At 63.7% G+C, this 20402-nt stretch carries 22 protein-coding genes and 1 pseudogene; 11 read left to right on the forward strand and 12 right to left on the reverse strand.

Annotated elements, in window-relative coordinates; genetic code table 11:
- The first annotated feature begins 27 nt into the window (after positions 1-27).
- The 5 genes and pseudogenes from B6N23_RS05270 (at position 28) to B6N23_RS05290 (ending at position 4246) form a co-directional block, all read left to right on the forward strand.
- Positions 28-456, forward strand: a complete 429-nt coding sequence (locus B6N23_RS05270) for a hypothetical protein (RefSeq protein WP_305502541.1) — start codon at positions 28-30, stop codon at positions 454-456.
- Between the two features lie 753 nt (positions 457-1209).
- The gene (locus tag B6N23_RS05275; protein WP_305503704.1) at positions 1210-1737 is read left to right on the forward strand and encodes a DUF3141 domain-containing protein; all 528 of its coding nucleotides are present in this window, start codon (positions 1210-1212) and stop codon (positions 1735-1737) included.
- A pseudogene (locus B6N23_RS05280) lies at positions 1652-2332 on the forward strand (IS66 family transposase); the annotation flags it as partial. The gene B6N23_RS05275 and the pseudogene B6N23_RS05280, both read left to right, overlap by 86 nt.
- A gap of 29 nt (positions 2333-2361) precedes the next feature.
- Positions 2362-3423: an AI-2E family transporter gene (locus B6N23_RS05285; protein WP_305502543.1), complete on the forward strand. Its 1062-nt coding sequence runs from the start codon at positions 2362-2364 to the stop codon at positions 3421-3423.
- A gap of 127 nt (positions 3424-3550) precedes the next feature.
- Positions 3551-4246, forward strand: coding sequence for a DMT family transporter (locus B6N23_RS05290; RefSeq protein ID WP_439649834.1), 696 nt, complete (start codon positions 3551-3553; stop codon positions 4244-4246).
- A gap of 31 nt (positions 4247-4277) precedes the next feature.
- Here B6N23_RS05290 and istB read toward each other — a convergent pair whose 3' ends face one another.
- Both istB and istA read right to left on the reverse strand, forming a co-directional pair.
- Positions 4278-5078, reverse strand: a complete 801-nt coding sequence (gene istB / locus B6N23_RS05295) for an IS21-like element helper ATPase IstB (protein ID WP_305502548.1) — start codon at positions 5076-5078, stop codon at positions 4278-4280.
- Positions 5079-5094: 16 nt separating this feature from the next.
- Positions 5095-6633: an IS21 family transposase gene (gene istA, locus B6N23_RS05300; RefSeq protein WP_305502550.1), complete on the reverse strand. Its 1539-nt coding sequence runs from the start codon at positions 6631-6633 to the stop codon at positions 5095-5097.
- Between the two features lie 156 nt (positions 6634-6789).
- Between istA and B6N23_RS05305 the strand changes: the two genes are divergently transcribed.
- A complete protein-coding gene (locus B6N23_RS05305) occupies positions 6790-7092 on the forward strand; it encodes an EamA family transporter (RefSeq protein WP_305502552.1) in 303 nt (100 codons plus the stop codon).
- 120 nt (positions 7093-7212) lie between these two features.
- Here B6N23_RS05305 and B6N23_RS05310 read toward each other — a convergent pair whose 3' ends face one another.
- The 10 genes from B6N23_RS05310 to B6N23_RS05355 all read right to left on the reverse strand — a co-directional run bounded on the left by B6N23_RS05310 (position 7213) and on the right by B6N23_RS05355 (position 14262).
- Complete coding sequence (locus B6N23_RS05310) at positions 7213-7458, reverse strand: hypothetical protein (protein WP_305502554.1); 246 nt, start codon at positions 7456-7458, stop codon at positions 7213-7215.
- A gap of 65 nt (positions 7459-7523) precedes the next feature.
- Positions 7524-7892: a cation transporter gene (locus B6N23_RS05315; RefSeq protein ID WP_305502557.1), complete on the reverse strand. Its 369-nt coding sequence runs from the start codon at positions 7890-7892 to the stop codon at positions 7524-7526.
- A 71-nt stretch (positions 7893-7963) separates the two neighbouring features.
- Positions 7964-8626: a methyltransferase family protein gene (locus tag B6N23_RS05320; RefSeq protein ID WP_305502559.1), complete on the reverse strand. Its 663-nt coding sequence runs from the start codon at positions 8624-8626 to the stop codon at positions 7964-7966.
- Positions 8626-8859, reverse strand: coding sequence for a DUF2933 domain-containing protein (locus B6N23_RS05325; RefSeq protein ID WP_305502561.1), 234 nt, complete (start codon positions 8857-8859; stop codon positions 8626-8628). The genes B6N23_RS05320 and B6N23_RS05325 overlap by 1 nt, the downstream gene beginning before the upstream one ends.
- Before the next feature lie 92 nt (positions 8860-8951).
- Entirely contained in the window at positions 8952-9344 is a 393-nt protein-coding gene (locus B6N23_RS05330; protein WP_305502563.1) for a hypothetical protein, read from the reverse strand.
- 91 nt (positions 9345-9435) lie between these two features.
- Positions 9436-10257, reverse strand: a complete 822-nt coding sequence (gene lgt, locus B6N23_RS05335) for a prolipoprotein diacylglyceryl transferase (protein WP_305502565.1) — start codon at positions 10255-10257, stop codon at positions 9436-9438.
- Complete coding sequence (locus B6N23_RS05340) at positions 10235-10675, reverse strand: hypothetical protein (protein WP_305502567.1); 441 nt, start codon at positions 10673-10675, stop codon at positions 10235-10237. Before B6N23_RS05340 ends, lgt begins: the two co-directional genes overlap by 23 nt.
- Positions 10676-10812: 137 nt before the next feature.
- Positions 10813-11553 (reverse strand): ferric reductase-like transmembrane domain-containing protein, encoded by a 741-nt coding sequence (locus B6N23_RS05345; RefSeq protein ID WP_305502569.1) that lies wholly within the window; start codon positions 11551-11553, stop codon positions 10813-10815.
- Positions 11554-11651: 98 nt separating this feature from the next.
- Positions 11652-12515, reverse strand: a complete 864-nt coding sequence (locus tag B6N23_RS05350) for a F510_1955 family glycosylhydrolase (protein WP_305502571.1) — start codon at positions 12513-12515, stop codon at positions 11652-11654.
- A gap of 82 nt (positions 12516-12597) precedes the next feature.
- Positions 12598-14262 (reverse strand): multicopper oxidase family protein, encoded by a 1665-nt coding sequence (locus B6N23_RS05355; RefSeq protein WP_305502573.1) that lies wholly within the window; start codon positions 14260-14262, stop codon positions 12598-12600.
- A 1141-nt stretch (positions 14263-15403) separates the two neighbouring features.
- Between B6N23_RS05355 and B6N23_RS05360 the strand changes: the two genes are divergently transcribed.
- The 5 genes from B6N23_RS05360 to B6N23_RS05380 all read left to right on the forward strand — a co-directional run bounded on the left by B6N23_RS05360 (position 15404) and on the right by B6N23_RS05380 (position 20389).
- The gene (locus tag B6N23_RS05360; protein ID WP_305502575.1) at positions 15404-16006 is read left to right on the forward strand and encodes a Spy/CpxP family protein refolding chaperone; all 603 of its coding nucleotides are present in this window, start codon (positions 15404-15406) and stop codon (positions 16004-16006) included.
- 80 nt (positions 16007-16086) lie between these two features.
- Positions 16087-18591: a heavy metal translocating P-type ATPase gene (locus B6N23_RS05365; protein ID WP_305502577.1), complete on the forward strand. Its 2505-nt coding sequence runs from the start codon at positions 16087-16089 to the stop codon at positions 18589-18591.
- Positions 18588-18770 (forward strand): hypothetical protein, encoded by a 183-nt coding sequence (locus B6N23_RS05370; protein ID WP_119022638.1) that lies wholly within the window; start codon positions 18588-18590, stop codon positions 18768-18770. The genes B6N23_RS05365 and B6N23_RS05370 overlap by 4 nt, the downstream gene beginning before the upstream one ends.
- 107 nt (positions 18771-18877) lie before the next feature.
- Positions 18878-19195: a hypothetical protein gene (locus B6N23_RS05375; protein ID WP_305502580.1), complete on the forward strand. Its 318-nt coding sequence runs from the start codon at positions 18878-18880 to the stop codon at positions 19193-19195.
- An 87-nt stretch (positions 19196-19282) separates the two neighbouring features.
- Entirely contained in the window at positions 19283-20389 is a 1107-nt protein-coding gene (locus B6N23_RS05380; protein ID WP_305502582.1) for a YncE family protein, read from the forward strand.
- Positions 20390-20402: the final 13 nt, after the last annotated feature.

Raw genomic sequence — 20402 nt, forward strand, 5'->3', positions numbered from 1 at the left:
TCCCTCAGCGTCAGGCAACGATGCGCCATGCACTCTCACAGCTTATTCAACCGCCAAGCGCCGTATGTTCCCGTGAAGTGGGCAAGGCTATTGCTGGTCGGGCTATTTGCGCTGCTGCTGAGTGGGCTCGCGCTGGCCCATGCCGAGGCCCCGGATCCCGAGGCCGGTGATCCCGGGCACCACGTGGTAATGGTGCTTGAGGGCGCTTCCACCACGGTGGCTGCTGAAGCGCGGCATGAAGAAGGGCCACTTTGCCGGCACGGTCATGGCGAGTTCACCCTGCCTAAGGGAGTCCTGCGTGTCGATCAGCAGGAAATCGAGTACGAGGATGCCCTGACGGTCACCACCGAACCGACGCCTGCCCCCATCCCTAGTTTCGTCTCCGGCACACCTCGAAAACAGCCGTCCAATTCCGGCGTTCCCATCTATCTGCTCACCCAGCGCCTGCGCCTGTAAGCCGTACATCCGTTCTACTCGGAGCCGCGGCACGGGCATACCCACGAACGTTGTCGGTTTGGTGCTACGGTCACCGGTGTCCTAACTGAGATCTCGATACTTGGTCTCATGTGTTGATACACACCAGTAAAGTGAGTGATTGCCATGAACGTTGAAACCTTTCGTGATGTGGTCGAGTGGACTCGGGCCCTGCATGAGCATCTGGCCAGGTGCCTGAAGCACTGTTCAACGCGGCAGGAGGAGGAGCGCGCCAAGTGGCTGTTGGAATATCTAGCGGATCATGAGGCGGCACTGGAGAAAACCGTCACTAGCTTCAAGAAGCAGGCCGCCACCAAGGCGTTGAATACCTGGCTCTACGACTACATTGCCTACGCGCCCATCAAGCCCCACCTGTCATGCAGCGCACCCTATGCGGAGATGAGCTTCGACGAGATCTGCCAGGAGGTCTTCGACCTCCATGAGCAGGTCATCGGCTTCTATCGCTATCTCGAAGGGCGTACCGAGATTCCCGAGACGCGCAAGCTGATCGGTGAGCTCCTGAAGCTCGAAGAGCATGAAGCGATGCGCCTGGTCCACCAGACCAACCGCTCCAAGGACCTCTATATGGCTCAGCAACCTTCCACTACGGCGACGGATCGGCTGTGGCCGGCTACGGTGGCCAACCAAATGATGCTCAACCTGTTGAGCTACCAGACCGATCTCTGGCAGCGCAGCGTGCTCCATCTGGACACCCTGCGTGAGCGCGCAAACAACATGCTCGAGCACGAGCGGGCCGGCAAGCCGCCGCTGCTCGACTTCGACTACGAGACAGTCCTCGACGGCCGCCGGCTGGAACGCCCCGCTAACTATGCGCTGCTGCGGATCACCCGGGGGGGCGATGACTGCCTGGAGGACTGCCTCGACGCGACCAAGCCCCCAGTAGTCATCGTTGATCCGCGCGCCGGCCACGGCCCCGGCATCGGCGGCTTCAAGCGCGACTCCGAAGTCGGGATGGCGCTCCACGAAGGCCACCCGGTCTACTTCGTCGCCTTCTTTCCGGAGCCCGTGGCCGGGCAGACGCTGGGTGATGTATTGGATGTCTTGCGGCGTTTCGTCGAAACGGTAGCCGAACGCCACCCTGGCAAGCCGCCGGTGCTCTACGGCAACTGTCAGGCGGGCTGGGCCATCGCTCTGCTCGCCGCCGACTGCGAGGGCCTGGTGGGACCCGCACCCCAAGCGCGGCCAGGAAGCGATGGACGCCATCGGCGTATTGCCCTTCGTGCGTGGCGTGCTGGTGCATGATCACTGGAAGCCCTACTACCGCTATCCGGATTGCCGGCACGCGCTCTGTAATGCGCACCACCTTCGGGAGCTGACAGCGGCCTGGGAGAACGATGGCCAGGCATGGGCCAAGGCCTTGCATGACCTGTTGTTGGAGATGCATCGCGCCGTGGAGGTGGCCGACGGCTGCCTCTCGGCCGATGAGACCCGAGCCTGGCGGCAGCGCTATCGAGATTGCCTGGCGAAAGGGGACGCCGAGTGCCCCCCGCCGGTGAAACCGCCACCTGGAACGCGAGGCCGGGCCAAGCGCACCAAGTCGCGCAACCTCCTGGAACGCCTCCAGGCGTACGGGGACGACGTGTTGCGCTTCCTCGACGACCCTGCCGCTCCCTTCACCAACAACCAGGGGGAACGCGATCTGCGAATGACCAAGGTCCAGCAGAAAATCTCGGGCTGTTTCCGCTCCTGGGAGGGGGCGGAGATCTTCTGCCGGATGCGCAGCTTCCTCTCGACCGCCGTCAAGCAAGGGGTGGCGGCGCATACCGCACTGGAGCAACTGTTTGCGGGTGATGTGCCATCCTTCATGCAGCCTACAGCCACGGATCAGGCGGCGTGAGCTAAACAGTTACCAACAAGGTATACATCATGTATGACCACCATGGGTCACCGATACTGAATCCCCTCTGGGTGATCGCGATCATCCTTATCGTCGCCGCCCTCTACTGGCTACGGGTTCTCGCTGCGCCCATGGCATTCTCGCTGTTTCTGATGGCGCTGGTGTGGCCTGTGTACCAACACAGAGCATTCAAGGGAAGGCGAGCACTGCGCGGATTGGCGCTCATCGTTTCGGTTATGCTCGTGTTGGTTGCCACGGCTGCGTTTCTCCTGCTGATCGGCTACGGCGCCCGTACCGTTGCGGTCGGCCTGTCCCTGTATGGCGAACGTGCACAGGAGACCTATCGCGCCATCGGGCTATGGCTCGAAGGAAGGGGGGTTGGCCTTTGGCCCACCGCCGGTGATCCGTTCAGCCCCAACGGACTCTTTCACCTGGTTCATGAGGCCGTGCTGCGCATCAATGCGATCATGGGCTTCGTGGCATTGACCTTGATCTTTCTGATTCTGGGCCTGCTGGAAGCCAGTGCCTTTCAGCATCGCCTTCCTCATGCACTTGGCGCGGATGCAGCCGACCGGCTGTTGAGGGCATTCCATATTCTCGGGTGGAAATTTCGCCGCTACATGCTCGTCAGGACCGCTGTCAGTGTACTGACCGGTTTGTTGACCTGGATATTTGCGCTAATGGCGGGGCTCGACTTTGCCATTGCCTGGGGCATACTCGCCTTCGCGCTGAACTACATCCCCTTTGTCGGCTCCATTCTCGCGGTCTTTCCTCCGGTCCTTTTCGCCATTGTCCAGTTCGAGTCATGGCAGACCCCGGCACTGGTTCTCCTCGGCATGACACTCATCCAGTTCTCTATCGGCAACCTGCTTGACCCCAGGCTCGAAGGACGCGCCCTTGCCGTCTCCCCCTTCGCCGTCGTTTTTTCCATTTTCTTCTGGGGCATGCTATGGGGCATCCCCGGCGCCTTCATGGGTGTTCCCTTGACGATCGCCTTCGCCACGGTATGCAACCATTTTCATGATGCCTGCTGGATAACTCGGTTGTTGACCCCTCATAATTCACCAGCTAAGGCCAAGAGATCAGGATGACAAAAGGGCGAATGCCGCTGAAGTGGAAGAGTGGCGAAAGCGTATGGGTAATCAGGGCCGCAGCTGAGAGAATTAGCTTGGCTATCCAGCCATATGTTGCGGATATGCGACGTTGCTAGGTGGACCAATGACAGTACCACCTCGATGGCTACGGCTTATCGCCCTTGTGGCTGTTGTGCTAGCAAGCGCCACCTGCTTTGTAACACTCAAGGCGGCCCTTGAGCAGGCACCGCCGTTGCGCCTGGTAGCGCTGCGCTTGTTAATTGGTGGCGCCATGCTGCTCGCGCTGTTTCCTGTGATGGGCATTCGGCTCGTACCCAGTCGCGATCTATGGCCATGGATCATCGTACTGGGCATTGCCGTCACAGCCTTTGCCTACGGCACCATGGCTATCAGCCTTGGATACACGGGAGCCGGGATTGCGTCGGTACTGGGTAACAGCCAACCCTTGCTGGCGGTTGCACTGGGTGTCTGGCTGCTTGGCGAGCGACTGACCCGGATGCGCTTGCTTGCCTTGTTGCTAGGCCTTGTGGGCGTCGTTCTGGTGGCGTTTCCGGCGACATCTGAGATGGCCGTGGGTGGTCAAATCGGCCCATTACTCGCACTGGCGTCAAGTGTAGGGCTCGTCACAGCCAGTTTGATCGTCAAGCACGTCGGCCCAGGCGTGTCTCGGCTTATGCTGGCCGCTTGGCCACTGGTGCTCAGCAGTGTTCCATTGTTCCTTCTCTCGCTGGCACTGGAGCCCGATCCCAAGATCACATGGTCGTTACAGTTCATTAGCCTATTGCTGTTCCTCGGGATTTGCATATTCCAGCGAACGTGACCGGTCATTCCGGGGATCGTGACCGATTTGCTCACCCCTCTCTCGCTGGTTCTGGTTTTGTAAGCTGACCGGTCACGATGGGGTCAACAACTTCTGCCGCTTGCGGGGCGGCGCTCTTGCGCATCGATTCTCCTCTGAGCGTCAGGCGGTGGGCGCTGTGCAACAGCCGGTCCAGGATGGCATCGGCCACCGTCGCGGCGCCGATGTAGTCGTGCCAGTGCTCGATGGGCAGTTGACTGGCGATCAGCGTCGAGCCCCGACCATGCCGGTCCTCGATCACCTCCATCAAGTCCTGGCGCTGCGGCGCGGTCATCTTCTGCATCCCCCAGTCGTCGAGGATCAGCAGATCGGTCTTCTGCAGCTGGCCCATCAGCCGGGCGTAGGAGCCGTCCCCCTGGGCGATGCGCAGCTGCTCGAACAGGCGCGGCACCCGCAGGTAGCGCACCGAGTACCCTTGCCGGCAGGCCTGGTTGCCCAGCGCGCAGGCCAGCCAGGTCTTGCCGCACCCGGTGGGGCCGGTGATGCACAGGTTGAGTGACTGGCCAATCCACTCGCCGCTCGTCAGCGGTGCCATGCGGCCCCGCTCCAGGCCGCGGGGGTGGCGGTAGTCGATGTCCTCGACGCAGGCCATCACCCGCAGCTTGGCGGCCTTCAGCAGCCGGTCGAGGCGACGGTTATCGCGATGCAGGACCTCTCGGTCGAGCAGCATGCCCAGGCGATCCTCGAAGGGCAGGTCGTAGGTGTCCGGCTGGGTGAGCTGGTGAGCCAGGGCGTCGTGCATGCCGGTCAGCTTGAGGCGGCGCAGGGTGTCGAGCAGGGGCTGGGTCATCATCGGTCGTCTCCTCGGGTCAGTGGTAGTACTCGGCACCGCGCACGTTGGTGTGGGGCGGCAGGTCGTCAAGCGCCTCGGGGAGCGTCAGCATCGGCTGCTGATCCAGCCCCTGCTTGAGGATCGAGGCGATGCTGGCGTAGCGGGTGGCGGGGATCGCCAGGGCATGCGCACAGGCCTGCTCCAGGCGGTCCTTGCCGTAGCGCCGGCTGAGCTGAAGCAGGCCCAGGCAGGCACGATAGCCATGCTCGGGAGGGGGGCGGTCCTGCAGCTGCCGCTGGGTCATCTCCAGGGTGGCGACGCCAATGTCCTTCGCCCAGTCCAGGAAGCGGCTTGGCGACCAGTCGCGGTGCGCTTGGTGGCGCTTGGGCATGTGCTCGGCCAGGGTCGAGAAGCGACCCGGCGCGTGGCGCGGGTGCGCCGCCACGCGGTGGCCCTTGTGGAACACCTCCACCATGGCGTGGGTCAGCCGCACTTCCAGCACCTGGCCCACCAGGCTGTGTGGGACGCTGTAGAAGCGTTTGTCGAGGTCGAGATGGTAGTCGATGCCGGGCCTGGCCTTGCGCCACTCGGCGTACTCGTAGGGCGTCTCCGGCAACAGGCGCATCACCGGCCGGTCGATCGCCTGGAACAGGTCCCGCCGGCTCTCCTCGCGGCCCTGGAAGGGTCGGCGGTTGAGATCCTCCAGCAGCTCGCGGATGGCCTGATTCAGCGAGGCCAGCGTGAAGAAGGTGTGGTGGCGCAGGCGGGCCAGGATCCAGCGCTCCACCAGCAGTACCGCGGCTTCCGCCTTGGCCTTGTCCTTGGGCTTGTAAGGCCGCGCCGGCAGTACGGCGACCTGGTAGTGCCGGGCCATCTCGGCATAGGTCGTGTTGAGCTGGCTCTCGTAGCGACACGCCCGCGTCACGGCGCTCTTCAGGTTGTCGGGGACGAGTAGTTCGGGGACACCGCCCAGGAACTGGAAGGCACGCTGGTGAGAGGCGATCCAGTCGGGCAGCGCCTGGCTCCAGGTCGCCTCGGCGTAGGTGTAGCTGGAGGCGCCCAGCACAGCAACGAACACCTGGGCCCGTCGCTCCTCGCCGGTGGCCTGGTTGATGATCGGCACGGTCGGGCCGCAGTAGTCGATGAACAGCTTCTCGCCGGCACGGTGGACCTGTCGCATGCTGCGCCGCTGGCGATTCCGCCAGGCGCGGTAATGGTCGCAGAACCGACTGTAGCGGTAGGCCTTGTCGCCATGGACCTCGACGTACTCCGCCCACAGCAGCTGCAGGGTGACGCCCTTGCGCTTGAGCGCCTGGTGGACCTGGAAGTAGTCCGGCGCCGAGAAGCGCACCGGCGGCGACTTGGCGGGAAACAACCGCGCCTCCAGCGCCGCTTCGTCGGTGCCGTCGGGCAGCGGCCAGCGGATGCCGGCCACCTGGGCCAGGCTGACGTACTTGCTGACCACGCCCTTGGAGAGGCCGCAGGCCCGAGCAATCTTCTCGTGGCTGAGGCCGGCGTCGTACTTGAGGCGCAACACCTCGGTGATGGTTCGCATGGGAATCCTCGGTGCTGGCATCGTCCCCTCCGGGGCCAAAGGCAAAAGGAGGGGTATGCCGTAAAAGTCCGAATCATTCCAGCGAGTTAGATGAGATTCCGGGAACGTGACCGATGATTCCGGCATCGTGACCACGGATTCCGGGGAAGAGGCCGAAATCGGTCACGATGAAACGGAATGGCCGGTCACGTTGGCCCGGAATGGTCGGTCACGATAGATCGGAACGGGCGGTCACGATGGCTCGGAATACGCAGGATTCCCGGCACGGCCCTCCTGACACTCACCTGGTACTGGTTGCTTCGTCATGGTGATCTCGGGCGTCTGTCACTGTTTTTCTATGCGGTACCAGCCGTGGGCTTTGGATTTTCCTGGGTCCTCTATGCGGAGCCCATTACGCGGCAGGAGTTGGGTGGGATCATGCTCATTTTGTTGAGCATCGCCGCAATCTTTTCCGAAGAGTGGCAGGCAGGACAAGACTGATGAAATACCTGGGCGAGAGATGTCAGAGCCTGAGCATAACGCATAGGGCAACCCGTGCCGTGCTCCCCGCCGAGGCAGGGAACAGGGTTGAATTTACCGACGGATACAGAGCTGAGTCACTCACTCCATCACATGTTGGTGGCGGAACTCGACTTCGGTAATCGATTCTCCAGCGCGGTTGATGCGTAGCTGAATACTGTATCCGCCTTCTGCCGGGAATCTGAAGAAGTTGCCATAGATGATCGTATCGGCGATGTCCATCGGCTCGAGTGGTCTGAAGGAGCCCGCATGCCGTTCATGAACCAGGCGTGCGGTAACATCGGCATCCTCGATCCGCTGGCCACTTTCTTGGTCAGTCAGCGTCACGATCAGGTGCTGCTCGCGGGTAGTCCATTAACTGCTTGGTCGTTTCGCCCCTCCTCTCGACATTCTTATCGTTTTCCCTTACCACCTGGCGGCGTCTGATGACAGCTCCACGGTTCCTGTCTGGCGTTGTCCTTCACGTTCTGATCAACAAACCGATAGTGTTCCTCCTTGAATCGATTCCACCAACCCTGGCTGATTTTCACAGTGTGCCTCTCCAGAATTTCCTCGACGCAGTCGAGACACAGTCTCGAGGCGTCGTAATCCAGGTCCAGCCTCCGTTTTTTGGGGTCGAAGGCAACACTATCCAGCCCGTATAGCTCGTCGATGTCGGCGACAGCAGCGCGAATGTCCTCCTCCTCGCTGGGCTCAAGTTTCAGGTGCCGAGTCACCAGGTTGATCTCGGATACGCCTAGACGATGATCTTTAGTTTTCATGGGATATTCTCCTATTCTACCAAGTTTTTCGTACACAGAATCGATCAGCCATCGGTGTCAGACGGCATGCTTCATTCCCCCTTGGAATGAGCAGGGGATTTGGGATTGACTCGGGGTATAAACCCCGGAATTTTCTTCATATAGGTTCTGTATTCCTCGCCAAACTCTTTCATAGCCATCTCTTCTTCGCGGCGAGCGAGGCGTACATAGACCACAACCAGGATTGGGAACATGATGAGGGTCAACAGCGTGGGCCATTGCAGCAGGAACCCGAGCATGATCAGGATAAAGGCGGCATATTGCGGGTGTCGGCAGCGCGCATACCAGCCGGTCATAGCGAGTTCGCCATGCTGCTGGGCTTGGTGAAGTACACGCCAGGAAGACGCCAGAATGAGGAACCCCACCACGATGATGATACTGCTGGCGATATGCAAAACGTTGAAATGAGGGTCTCCCTCAACCCCCAGGAGAGTCTGGAGAAGGTGACCGCTCTCGTGAGAGAAGGGATCAAGATCGGGGAAGCGCGAGGCCAACCAGCCGGCCAAAAAGTAGATGGTCAGGGGGGACCCGTACATCTCCACGAACAGCGCCACCACGAATGCCGAGAAGGCACCCAGGCTCCGCCAGTCCGTCTTACTGCGTGGCTTGATGAAGCTGAACGCGAAAAAGATGAATACGGCCGAGTTCAGGACGACCAGTATCCACAGCCCATAGGCGCTGTGATCCGCGTTCATCACTGATCCTCCTCGTTCTTGCTCTTGCCGTGGTGGCCACCGTGACCGCCGTGCATGAACACATGCATCAGCGGACAGGCCAGCAAGATGAGAAAGGGAAGAAACTGTATAAAGTGAACCCTATGCTCAGCCCACAGCAGATACACCACGAAGGCGAGAAAAAGTCCCAGTGGCAGCCAGAAACGTATTGGCTGCTGGCCGCCGGAGTCGGCAGAGTGCTTGTCGAGTTTCATCGTTCACCTCGGATGGCTCGTAAGTCGGCCCGATTGGAGCCAGACTCATGGAACACGCAAAATTCGGAAGACGTCGCTGAAAGCGATTGATCTTAGATACGCAGCCGTGCCGTAGCGAGATAAACGGGGGGAGATGAGTACGTAGCGAGGCCACACAGGTGCGATGCTTCGCCCCGTGTAGCAAGGAGGAAAGGAGAGGAAAAAAGCTCGAGGGGTAACCCCGCGGCAGCCGCCGGGTTGCGCAGGTCTTCTGCCGGCACCTTGCCGAGGCTGGCCGTGATTCCGGGAGAGGGATCGTCGCAGTTCTCCGGATGCTGAGACGGCGACTCATCTACCACAGCAAGAATCACCTGGCTCTCCGGCTCGCCCACTTCCAGTTGGGGCGAGCAGGCGTAGGCCGCTCCCACCGACCAGGCCAGTAGCCAGAGAACGAACATGCCCGGCCACCGGGCGAACAGCGATCTGCGTAATCCGTACAGGCTCATGATGCCTCTTGGAAGTTGCCTTCCGTCCGTGCGCCAATCCAGCTGATAAGCTCAGTATGGGCGCGGCTACTGTCGATCGCGCTGATACAGATCAAGTTCCTTTTTGGCTCCTGGTCTGTGCCTGCTGTTTCGGCTCATCCACCGACTGACGCCGCGACCAGCCGATCAGCGCCGCGCCTGCCACCATCATCGGCAGGGTCAGCGTCATGCCCATGGTCACCCAGCCGAAGGCGATGAAACCGATATGCGGATCGGGCAGGCGCACGAACTCAACGGCGAAGCGGAAGACACCATAGAGCAGCAGGAAGAGCCCGGAGATCAGCCCGGTGCGGCGCGGCTCGCGGGAGAGCCACCAGAGCACCGCGAACATCACCACCCCCTCCAGGGCGAACTCGTAGAGCGCCGTGGGGTGGCGCGGCTCAGGCCCCATATGCGGGAAGGGCATCGCCCAGGGCAGCTCACTGACCCGGCCCGGCAGCTCGTGATTGATGAAGTTGCCGATCCGCCCCGCCCCCAGGCCGATCGGCACCAGCGGTGCGATGAAGTCGGTCAGCGACAGGAAGCCGAGCCGCTTCTTGCGCGCGAACAGCCAGGCCGCCACCAGCACCCCGACCAGGCCGCCGTGGAAGCTCATGCCCCCCTCCCAGAGTCGCAGCAGCCAGAGCGGGTCGGCAAGCCACTGCCCGCTGCCGTAGAAGAGCGCATAGCCCAGCCGTCCGCCGAGCACCACGCCGACGGCGGCGTAGAAGATCAGGTCGCCGATATCATCGTGGGTCAGGCCCAGGCGGTGGGCCCGGCGGCGCCCCAGCCACCAGGCGGCAACGAAGCCCACCACGTACATCAGGCCGTACCAGTGAATCGCGAACGGGCCGAGGCTGATGGCCACCGGGTCAATCTGTGGATATTGCAGCATGGGGTACCTCCCGGTTCACTCGAGACGCGACCAGTCGCGCCCACCGTTCTCGCTGATCAGCAGTTGATTCAGGGTCATCGGCCGCCACCAGTCGCTGGGGATTGTCGGGATCCACCGCCAGGTGCATCAGATAGCGCTCTCCCCAGCCACGCTTCACCACCTCCCAGTCACGGCTGGCTTCCTCGACTGCATGCTTCCTCAGTATATCCTCCACACAGTCAAGGCATATTCGCGTTGCATCATAAGCAAGGTCGAGCCGACTTTTCCTTGAGTCATACGATACACTCTCCAGCCCATAAAGCTGATCGATGTCGGCGATTGCCGCCTGAATCGCCGCCTCATCACAGGGCACCAGCTTCAGATGCCGGGTTACCAGATTGATCTCGGACACACCCAAGCGGCGATCTTTATCGCTCATATCAATTACCTTATTCTTCAAGAGTATCGTGCTAGCGCATCAGTCCTTTAAGTATTGCTCGGACTGGAGCCACTCACATTGATATGGATCAAGTTTGATCTCACCTTAAAAAAACAGCCAGACATGGCGTTATTACTTTATGCACCTCTTCGCTTTCTTTGAAAGAAAACTTTCAACGTAGCTGCCGATTGCAAGATCAAGACGCTTCCGATAAGAGCAAGGAACCAGAATCGAAACCAGTTTGGATCCGGAACCCCACGCTGAAAAACCAGATTCCTGAGGCTCAGCTCATAGTGCAAGAAGAGGAAGTAGCTTGCATGAAGGGCTACAAGATAGAAAATTACGTAAGCGTAATTCTGAAGGTGCTTCCATGTTGAGCTGCCCAGGAAGCGCATGGCCTTGTCGGACGATATGGCGAACAGCACGAGCCCAAGGAAGAGAGCGATCAGACCGATCATGTTGGCAAGCCCGAAGCCCGGGTCAACGAGAACTGGGTCCGAAAGCCCCACTACCGGCAAGTCCTGATAGCCTAAAAAACCGCGGATCGACCAGCGTGCCCAGCCATCCCACACCAGGAAACCGTGTACCAAGGCAAAAATGGCAAACCAGATTCCAAAAGCTCGCCGCCAATTGACGAGATAACCTAGTCTCCGGGGCCACAGCCTTGCCAGCGGACCTATCGCCATGACGACAACCAATAGAATGAAGGCGGCATCACCGAAGGCCCGCCAAGTGCGCATTTCCGCGTCCCACTCCATACGGCTCAACCAGAATAGCCCGGCTGCCGCGGCACCGGTCAGGGCGACAGCGAAGTGCTTGCCAAAGTGCCAGCTCTTTGTCTGCTCCTTGGTTTTTGTTGGTGATGCCCCTTCATCCATGATCCCACTAGCCTGTGCTCTATGCTCCATCTCCAACCCTCTCTCCTCTTTATCCTGACGTCTCGACTTCGCCGGGCTAAGCGCGCTGATAAATGGCGTCAGTCGAGGCGTACCCAGTCGCGACCGCCGTTGTCGCTCTGCAGCAGCCGCCCTTCGTCATCGGCCGCCACCAGTCGCTGGGGATTGTCGGGATCCACCGCCAGGTGCATCAGATAGCGCTCTCCCCAGCCACGCTTCACCACCTCCCAGTCACGGCTGGCTTCCTCGGCTCGCAGCAGGCCGACGTCCAGCATGAAGGCGTAGAGCGTCCCCTGGCTGGCCACGACCAGGCTGACGGGGCGGCGCTCGGCATGGATCTGGCGCCAGCGCTCACCGCCGTCCGGGCTCATCAGGAGCCCGGTCTGAGTGGCAGCATAGAGCTGCTCGGAATCACGACTCGAGGCAGCCAGGGCAATCAGCCCGGCCGGCGCCTTTGCGAGAATCCGCCAGCTGGTACCGCCATCCTGGCTGACCTGGAGCTGGCCGGCATAGGCCCCGTAGAGCACGTTGGGGCTGGCCGCGCTGACGGTCAGCTGATGGAAGTCCACCGGGCCATCGACGCCCGCCGCAAGCCGTGACCAGCTGCGACCTCCATCACCGGAGATCACCACCCCGAGGTTGCCGCCAGCCGCCGGATGGCCGCTGGCGAAGAAGGTCTCGGCCTCCTCGGGATGAGGCGCGAAGCCCATGAAATCATGGGTCTCCTCCGAGACCCTCCGGGCCTTGCCATCTCGCTCCACGGCATAGAAGCCATGGTGGGTCGCCAGCCACAGTCGTTCGCTGTCGGCTCGATCGAAGGCCAGGCCGTGAATGTGGGTCTGCTGACGCAGCTGGTCGAGACTGATGCTGATCGGCTCTCGGGAGCAGCCCGCCAGCAGCGTAAAGAGCAGGGCCATCGCGAGTGGCCATCGATAATGGGTCATGACGTCACTTCCTTATCCCTCGTCAGGTATGGCCGGCGCCATGCGAAGCCGCCGCATGGCGCCGAAGCACGATACGGCAGGATCAGCTCACGCGGATCGTCGCCATCATCCCCAGCTCTTCGTGCTCGATGATGTGGCAGTGGAACAGCCAGTCGCCTGGCTCGCGGAACACCATGCGGAGTTTCAGGCGCTGGTAGGGCGCCAGGTTGACGGTGTCCTTCCAGGCCAGCCAGGGCGCCTCGCGCCACTCGCCGTCGCCATCGCGGCTGGCGACCACCTGGAAGTGGGTGCCATGCACATGGAAGGGGTGGTCCATATGGGAGTTGTTGAAGACCTCCCACTCCTCCACCTCGCCGGCCCTGCCCTCGAAGAGGATCTCGTCCATGGCGAAGGCGCGGCCATTGATCAGGAAGTCCACCTCCGGCCGGCCGGCCATCTCGGACATGTCGTGGCCATTCCCATGACCGTTTCCATGGCCACCTCCATGACCATTCTGGGCAGCGCCATGGCCACCACCGTGAGCGTCATGGTCATCCGACGCGCCCGACATGCCGCCATGCTCATCGTGGCCAGCGTCTGGCATGCCGCCTTCCTCGCCATGTCCCGCACCGTTATCGTCATGGCCCGGCATCACCTCAGTCAGCTCCACCCGACGCTGCACCGCCGGCTCGACCAGGGGCTCGACGCTACCCAGCCGATCAGGCAGGGTGACGGCGGGCTGTACGCCCGAGTTACGGGTGTGGATTGCCAGCAGCGGCGCAACCTGGTCCAGATGGGGCGGACGATCACCCATCCAGCCACGCTCGTAGGGGTGGCTGGCCAGCCAGAAGCGCCCTTCGACCTGTTCACTCACCCGGACCAGCAGGTCGGCGCGCTCGCCCGGGGTGATCAGCAGCTCCTCCAGCGGCTGAGGCCGCTCGATCAGCCCGCCGTCGGTGCCGATCAGGGTCAGTTCGTGCTCCTCCAGGCGCAGACGCAGATAGCGGCCGGCGCAGGCATTGATCAACCGCAGACGCAGGGTGGTGCCCGGCGCCACATCGAGGCGCGGTTCGCGCTGGCCGTTGACCAGCAGCAGTTCCCCCTCGCGGCCGTTCAGCCAGTCCTCGGCGGTGTGGGGAGCGACCTCGCCCGTTGCCGTCAGGCGCAGGTCGCTGACCACCAGCAGGTGCTCCTCCACCTCCATCGGCAGCACATCCTGGGGCGGGCGCACCAGCAGGGCGCCGGCCAGGCCATGGGCCACCTGTCGGGCGGTGCCCTGGTGGGGATGAGGATGGAACCAGTGCAAGCCAGCGCTGCCCTCCGGGAAGGTGTAGTGGTAGCGGCGTGACTCGCCTGGCGCCACGGCATCCCAGGGGGCGCCATCCTGGGCCTGGGGAACCGGCACGCCGTGCCAATGCACGGTGGTCTCCTGCTCCAGTTCGTTGATGAGGGTGATGTCCAGTTCATCTCCCTCGCGGACCTCGATCAGCGGTGCCACCTTGCCGTTGTAGAGCCACAGCCTGGCCTCGAGCTCATCGCCGAGCGGCACCGCATGGGGGGCCGGCGTCAGCGCACTATGAAAGCGGCCGGCCGTCTCGCTCAGGTTGGCGATACGTGGCAGCGGTTGCAGCGGCTGGCCGCCTTCGGGAAGCAGGGCAGGCGCCATGCCGTGGCGTTGCGTGCGGGTGGCGGCGAAGGCCATGTAGCCGGTCGATGACAGGACCAGGCCACCCAGGGCCGAGTAGCGCAGGAAATCGCGACGATTCATCAGGTTGTCCTCGTGACATGAACACTCTCACCGCGGGGGTGCCCGCGGCGCCATGGGGGGAGGGGGTTCAGCGACGAGGAGGCCGTTCGAAGGGCGCGGGAGGCCCGGACGGATTGCCCAGATCAGGTCCGGACAGGGGGATGGAGGAGACCGCCCCCTCAGCGGCCAGCCGGGCCATGGAGGCTCCGCACTGGGCACAGGGCAGGCAGCAGGGGGACGCTGCAGAGGAGTGTGACTCGCTCGGTTCGGCCGTTTCCGACGTGTCCCATGCCACCGGGTCTTCCAGTGACAGGCTCTCCAGGCAGGCCACATCACCATGATGCCCACCCGCGGCAACGGGCGCCGCAATGGCCAGCAACAGGGCCATCACCAGGCAGAGCAGCCAGTGGCAGGAGAGTCGACGCATGGGGTGAAACGGCCTTGTCAGCCAATGGAAGAACGAGTATTTCATGGCCTCGAGGATACCCGCAACCTGGGTCCTGCACGCAGGTTTACCATCAGATAACTCTTGATTTGCATCAATGGACAGTTTGCGCCGCTGGCCCTAGGGTTATAGCCACATGGCACAGATTAAGTGAGCTCCACGAGATGGGTCCACAGGCGACCGAACAGAGTACAACACCCGGCCGGAGCGGACTTTCCGTCTGGCTGGGTGCTGTGCTCATCCTGGCGCTGCTGCTGGCCACGCCTCTGGCCAAGGCCGACGTGGTGCAGCATGCCCACCCGGGCGACCAGGTTGCACCAGCCGGCCTCGAGCTCGCCTTTGGCGAGGCATCGCCCGACGCCTGGCTCACCTCACCTCCCGCGGGGCCCCACTGCCACCATGACCACGCCTGGCGCTCTGTATCAGGTGTTTTGCCCCGGAGCGAGGCGCCCGATGTCACCCCCGATCCGTGGCCTCCGATCGTCCCCGCCGCCGGGCCGTCTATACACCTCACCTCGGCACTTGGTCAGACCCTTCCTGGGCCCGCCTCTCCCCACGTCGTTCCCCTCTACCTGCTGACACAGCGCTTCCGCTCCTGAGTTCTGGGTGGCTTACCTGACACCCTCGAGGCACGGCATTGACCTCTGTGCCGCACATAGCCGGAATACTGTAAGCAGTGGCCCTCGACTGGGCCAATCGGCAGCAAGGAGAACGACCATGAACATTCGCAAGCAGACTCTCGCCCTCGGGCTCGCCCTGGCCATCGGTGCCAGCGGTACCGGCACTGCCCTCGCCCAGGGCATGCCGGACTCTCGACCCGGTCAGGGAAGCGGCATGATGGGAGGAATGATGGGCGGTGGCGGCCAGGGCGGCATGGGCCCCGGCATGATGGGGGGCATGATGGGCGGCGGCGGCCAGGGCGGCATGGGCCCCGGCATGATGGGAGGCATGATGGGCGGCGGCATGATGCCCTGCCCGATGATGGGCGAGGGCATGGGCATGATGTCGATGCTCGACTCCGATCAGCGCAGCCAGATGCGCGAACTGATGCAGGAGCACCGCCCGGCCCAGTTCGAGCGCAAGGGGCGCCTGATGAACCTGCGCGACGACCTGATGGCCGAGATGCACGGCGAACGTCCGGACCCTGAGCAGGTGCAAGAACTCCACGGCCGCATGGCCGAGTTGCACGGCGAGATGATGGCCGAGATGGTGCGCATGCGTAACGCCATGCACGACCTCATGACCGATGAGCAGCGCGAGCAGCTCCGCCAGGCGGCGCCCGCCGACGTGGATCCCGAGGACCACGATGCCCATCACTGATCGGCGGAGTCACTGAATACGCAACATCAAGGACGGCCAACCCTGGCCGTCCACTCGGCGACAGCTGCAGGAGGCACGTGATGAGTGACACCAGGTCCAGAACGATCACCCTGACGGTACCCGGCATGGGCAGCGACCACTGCGCCGGCATCGTGCGCAAGACCCTCGAGCGCCTCGATGGCGTGAGCGAGATCCAGACCAATATCGCCAATCATCATGTCAGCGTGACGGTCGAGGAAGGCGGACCCGACGGCAACACCCTGAAGGGAGCCGTCGAGGGTGCCGGCTATGACGTGGCCGCCGTCAGCGGTGGTGGCCAGCAGCAGATTCGCCTGACGGTGCCCGGCATGGGCTCGGACCACTGCGCCGGCATCGTGCGCAAGACGCTCGAACGCCTCGATGGCGTGGGCGAGATCCAGACCAATATCGCCAGCCACCGCGTCAGTGTGACCATCGAGGCCGGTGGCCCCGATGGTGAGGCGCTGAAGCGCGCCGTCGAGGGGGCCGGCTATGACGTGGCGGCAGTGCAGACGGAGGAGCAGGAAACAAACGAGGGTGATGCCGAGATCGAAGAGGCCTACCTCGCCCAGGCCCGCAAGCGCCTGATCATCGCCGCCGTGCCCACCACCCTGATCATGCTGCTGATGATGCCGCACATGTTCTGGCAGCCGATCCCGGGCTACCTGGCCATCGTCGCCCTGCTGGCCTTCCCGGTGATCTTTCTCTACGGCGGCGCCGCCACGCACCGCTCGAGCTGGCGCTCGCTGAAGAACGGCACCTTCAACATGGACGTGCTGATCTCCATGGGCAGCCTGCCGCCCTACCTGATCGGCCTGGTGGGTTTCATCACTCCGATGACGTCGTTCATCGAGATGGCTGCCACCATCATGACCTTCCACCTGCTGGGGCGTTACCTGGAGGCCCTGGCCAAGGGGCGCGCCTCCCAGGCCATTCGCCGCCTGCTGACCCTGGGCGCCAAGACGGCCCGGGTGGAGCGCAACGGTGAGGAGGTCGAGGTGCCGGTCAAGGAGCTGGCGCCCGGCGACATCATGATCGTGCGCCCCGGCGACAAGGTCCCCACCGACGGCGAGGTGGTCGAGGGCGAGAGCCACCTCGACGAATCCATCGCCACCGGCGAATCGATCCCGGTCTACAAGAGCCCCGGCGACAGCGTGATCGGCGCCACCATCAACAAGGAGGGGCGCCTGCGGGTCAAGGCGACCCGGGTCGGCGGCGACACCTTCCTCGCCCAGGTGGTGCGCCTGATCGACCAGGCCCAGGGCTCCCGGGTGCCGATCCAGGAGTTCGCCGACCGCATGACCGGCCGCTTCGTGCCGGCGGTGATCCTGATCGCCCTGGCCAGCCTGGTGGTGTGGCTGCTCATTCCGGACGCCCTGCGCCCGATCCTCGACTGGGGCGCGACCTTCCTGCCCTGGGTCAACCCCGAGGCCGCCACCCCGGTGCTGGCGATCCTGGCCGCCGTGGCGGTGCTGGTCATCGCCTGCCCCTGCGCGCTGGGCCTGGCAACGCCCACGGCGCTGATGGTGGGCTCCGGCATCGGTGCCGAGCGCGGCATCCTGATCCGCTCCGGCGAGGCGATCCAGACCTTCAAGGACGTCAAGGTGATGGTGCTGGACAAGACCGGCACCATCACCCGCGGCGAACCGACGCTGACCGAGGTGGTGGCCGCCGAGGGCGTCGAGGAGTCGCGCCTGCTGACCCTGGCGGCGAGCGTGGAGAACGCTTCGGAGCACCCCATCGCCCGGGCCATTGTCGACGGTGCCAAGGAACGCGATGTGACGCCCGGCGAGGTCAGCGAGTTCCGCTCCACCGGTGCCCGCGGCGTCTCGGGCCGGGTGGGCGACGCGAGCGTGCTGATCGGCAATCGCCGGCTGCTCGAGGAGGAAGGCGTGGCCGGCCTCGAGGCCCTGGATGACGCCATGGGCAAGCTCGAAGCGAAGGGGCGCACCGTGGTGATCGTGGCCGCCGACGGCCAGGCCCTGGGCCTGGTGGCCGTGGCCGATACCCTCAAGGAGGAGTCGGTCGAGGCCATCCGCGGCATGCATGCGCTGGGCCTGCACGTGGTGATGATCACCGGCGACAACGAGCGTGCCGCCCGGGCCGTGGCCGAGGAGGTCGGCATCGATGAGGTCCAGGCCGGGGTGCTGCCGGAGGGCAAGGTCGACGCCATTCGCGCCCTGCAGGCGAAGCACGGCAACCACGTGGCCATGGTGGGGGACGGCATCAACGACGCCGCGGCGCTGAAGCAGGCCAACGTGGGCATCGCCATCGGCGCCGGGGCGGACGTGGCCATCGAGGCCGCCGACGTGACCCTGGTGCGCGGCGAGCTGACCGGGGTGGTGGAGGCCATGCACCTCTCGCGCGCCACCTTCGGCAAGATCGTTCAGAACCTGATCTGGGCCAGTGCCTACAACGTGGCCGCCATTCCCATCGCCGCCGTGGGCCTGCTGCACCCGATGATCGGCGTGATCGCCATGACCGCCAGCTCGCTCTCGGTGATCGGCAACTCGCTGCTGCTCAAGCGGGGCTTCACCCGCGCCAACCCGCAAGGAGATACCCGATGAACCGCCTGCACCACGCAATGATGACCGCCTGCCTGGTGCTGATGGGGGTGGCCATGCTGATCGTGCTGTGGCGCGGCAACCCCTTCGGCACCGGCACCTGGCTGCTGCTGCTGCCGATGGGGCTCTGTCTCGGCCTGCACCTGTTCATGCACCGCCACAGCCACCGAAACGATGAATGACCCGCGTCCTCGTTCCCGCTTCGCGATTCGCCCGGGAAGTTGCCTTGGATCAATGCAGCTCGAGCCACCAAGAGGTAAGCTGAAGGCCTGACTCAAGGGAGTTCCTCATGCACCGGCTCATTCGGACATCAGCAACACAGCGCACAGGAGGCCGCCTGCTGGCCCTCCTGCTCGCGCTGCTGTTGGCGGTGACCGCGCTGTCGAGCCATGGCGCCATGGAGAGCCACCAGGCCGATTGCGGCCTCGTCGCGCAGGTACAGCTGCTCGACGCTGATACCCCGGACGAGCACCGCTGCGCCAGCTGCGCCGCGCTGCCGCCCTCCATCGACCTGGCCACGGCTGCCCCTCACTTCCCGGCCCTCGCCCCGGCGCTGGCCGTGATCGCCCACCGCCCCCTGCCCCCGCGGCGCCCTCCCAGAGCCTGATCGAACGAAGACGGCCCGGCCGTCGGACCGCGACACCGTTCGCTGCGACACCGCTCGCATTATGGTTACGTTCCTCAGGAGTACATCATGTCTATCCGTTTTTCATCGGCCGCAACGGCGCGCCAGGCATTCCTGCCTTCCTCATTGACGCTCACCGGCAACCACCGGCTCCTCGGCTGGCTCATGGCCGCCGGGCTGGCCCTCTCCAGCCCCCCGGCTCTCGCCGGCGAGAGTCCCGCCGGCAGCGTGGTCACCGCCGACGAGCGCGGCGCCTCGTTGACCCACATCGACCTGGGCAACGGCACCGCCTCTCGCCATGCCATCGGCATAGCCCCCCACAACGTTCAGATCAGCGATTCCGGCCGCTACCTGATGGCCGTGGGGGAGCCGGCAGCCGACGACCACGGCCATGGCCATGACGGCGGCCATGCCCACGGTGATGCCCCCGGCAAGCTCAAGCTCTACCCCTCCCATGACCCGAGCGGCGCTCCCCTGGCCAGCATCGACGTGGGCAGCCACCCGTCCCATGTGGTCAGTGACCTGGAAGGCCGCTTCGCCTTCGTCACCAATGCGGGGGACAACAGCGTCTCGGTCGTGGACCTGGAGGCAAAGGAGAGCGTGGCGACCATCGCCACCGGTGAGTATCCCCACGGACTGCGTCTGAGTCCCGATGGCCAGGAGCTCTATGTGGCCAACGTCCTGGATGGCAGCGTATCAATCATCGATGTCGAAGCGCGGGAAGAGGTCGCTCGCCTGCCGGTCGGCCAGGCTCCCGTGCAAGTGGGCTTCACCCCGGATGGCACCCGGGTCTTCGTCTCATTACGGGACGAGAACCGCGTGGCCGTCATCGACACCAACCGCCGCGAGGTCGTCGAGCGCATCGAGGTGGGCCGGCTGCCGATCCAGGTACACGCCACCCCGGATGGACGCTACATGCTGGTGGCCAATGAGGGCACTGAGGACGAGCCCGATAACCGGGTCTCGGTCATCGCTCTCGACAGCCTGGCGGTGGTGGCCACCCATGAGGTCGGTGCCGGTGCCCACGGTGTTAGCGTCGATGATTCCGGGCGCTTCGCCTTCGTGACCAGCCTCTATGACGACAGCCTCTCGGTCATCGACCTGGAAGCCGGCGCCGTCATCAGCCGCCACGACACTGGCCAGGGTCCCAACGGCGTGACCTGGGTCAACCACTGAGAGGAACCAAGAC

Origin of the sequence: Halomonas alkalicola (assembly GCF_030704205.1) — a bacterium.
GTDB classification, from domain to species: Bacteria; Pseudomonadota; Gammaproteobacteria; order Pseudomonadales; family Halomonadaceae; genus Halomonas; species Halomonas alkalicola.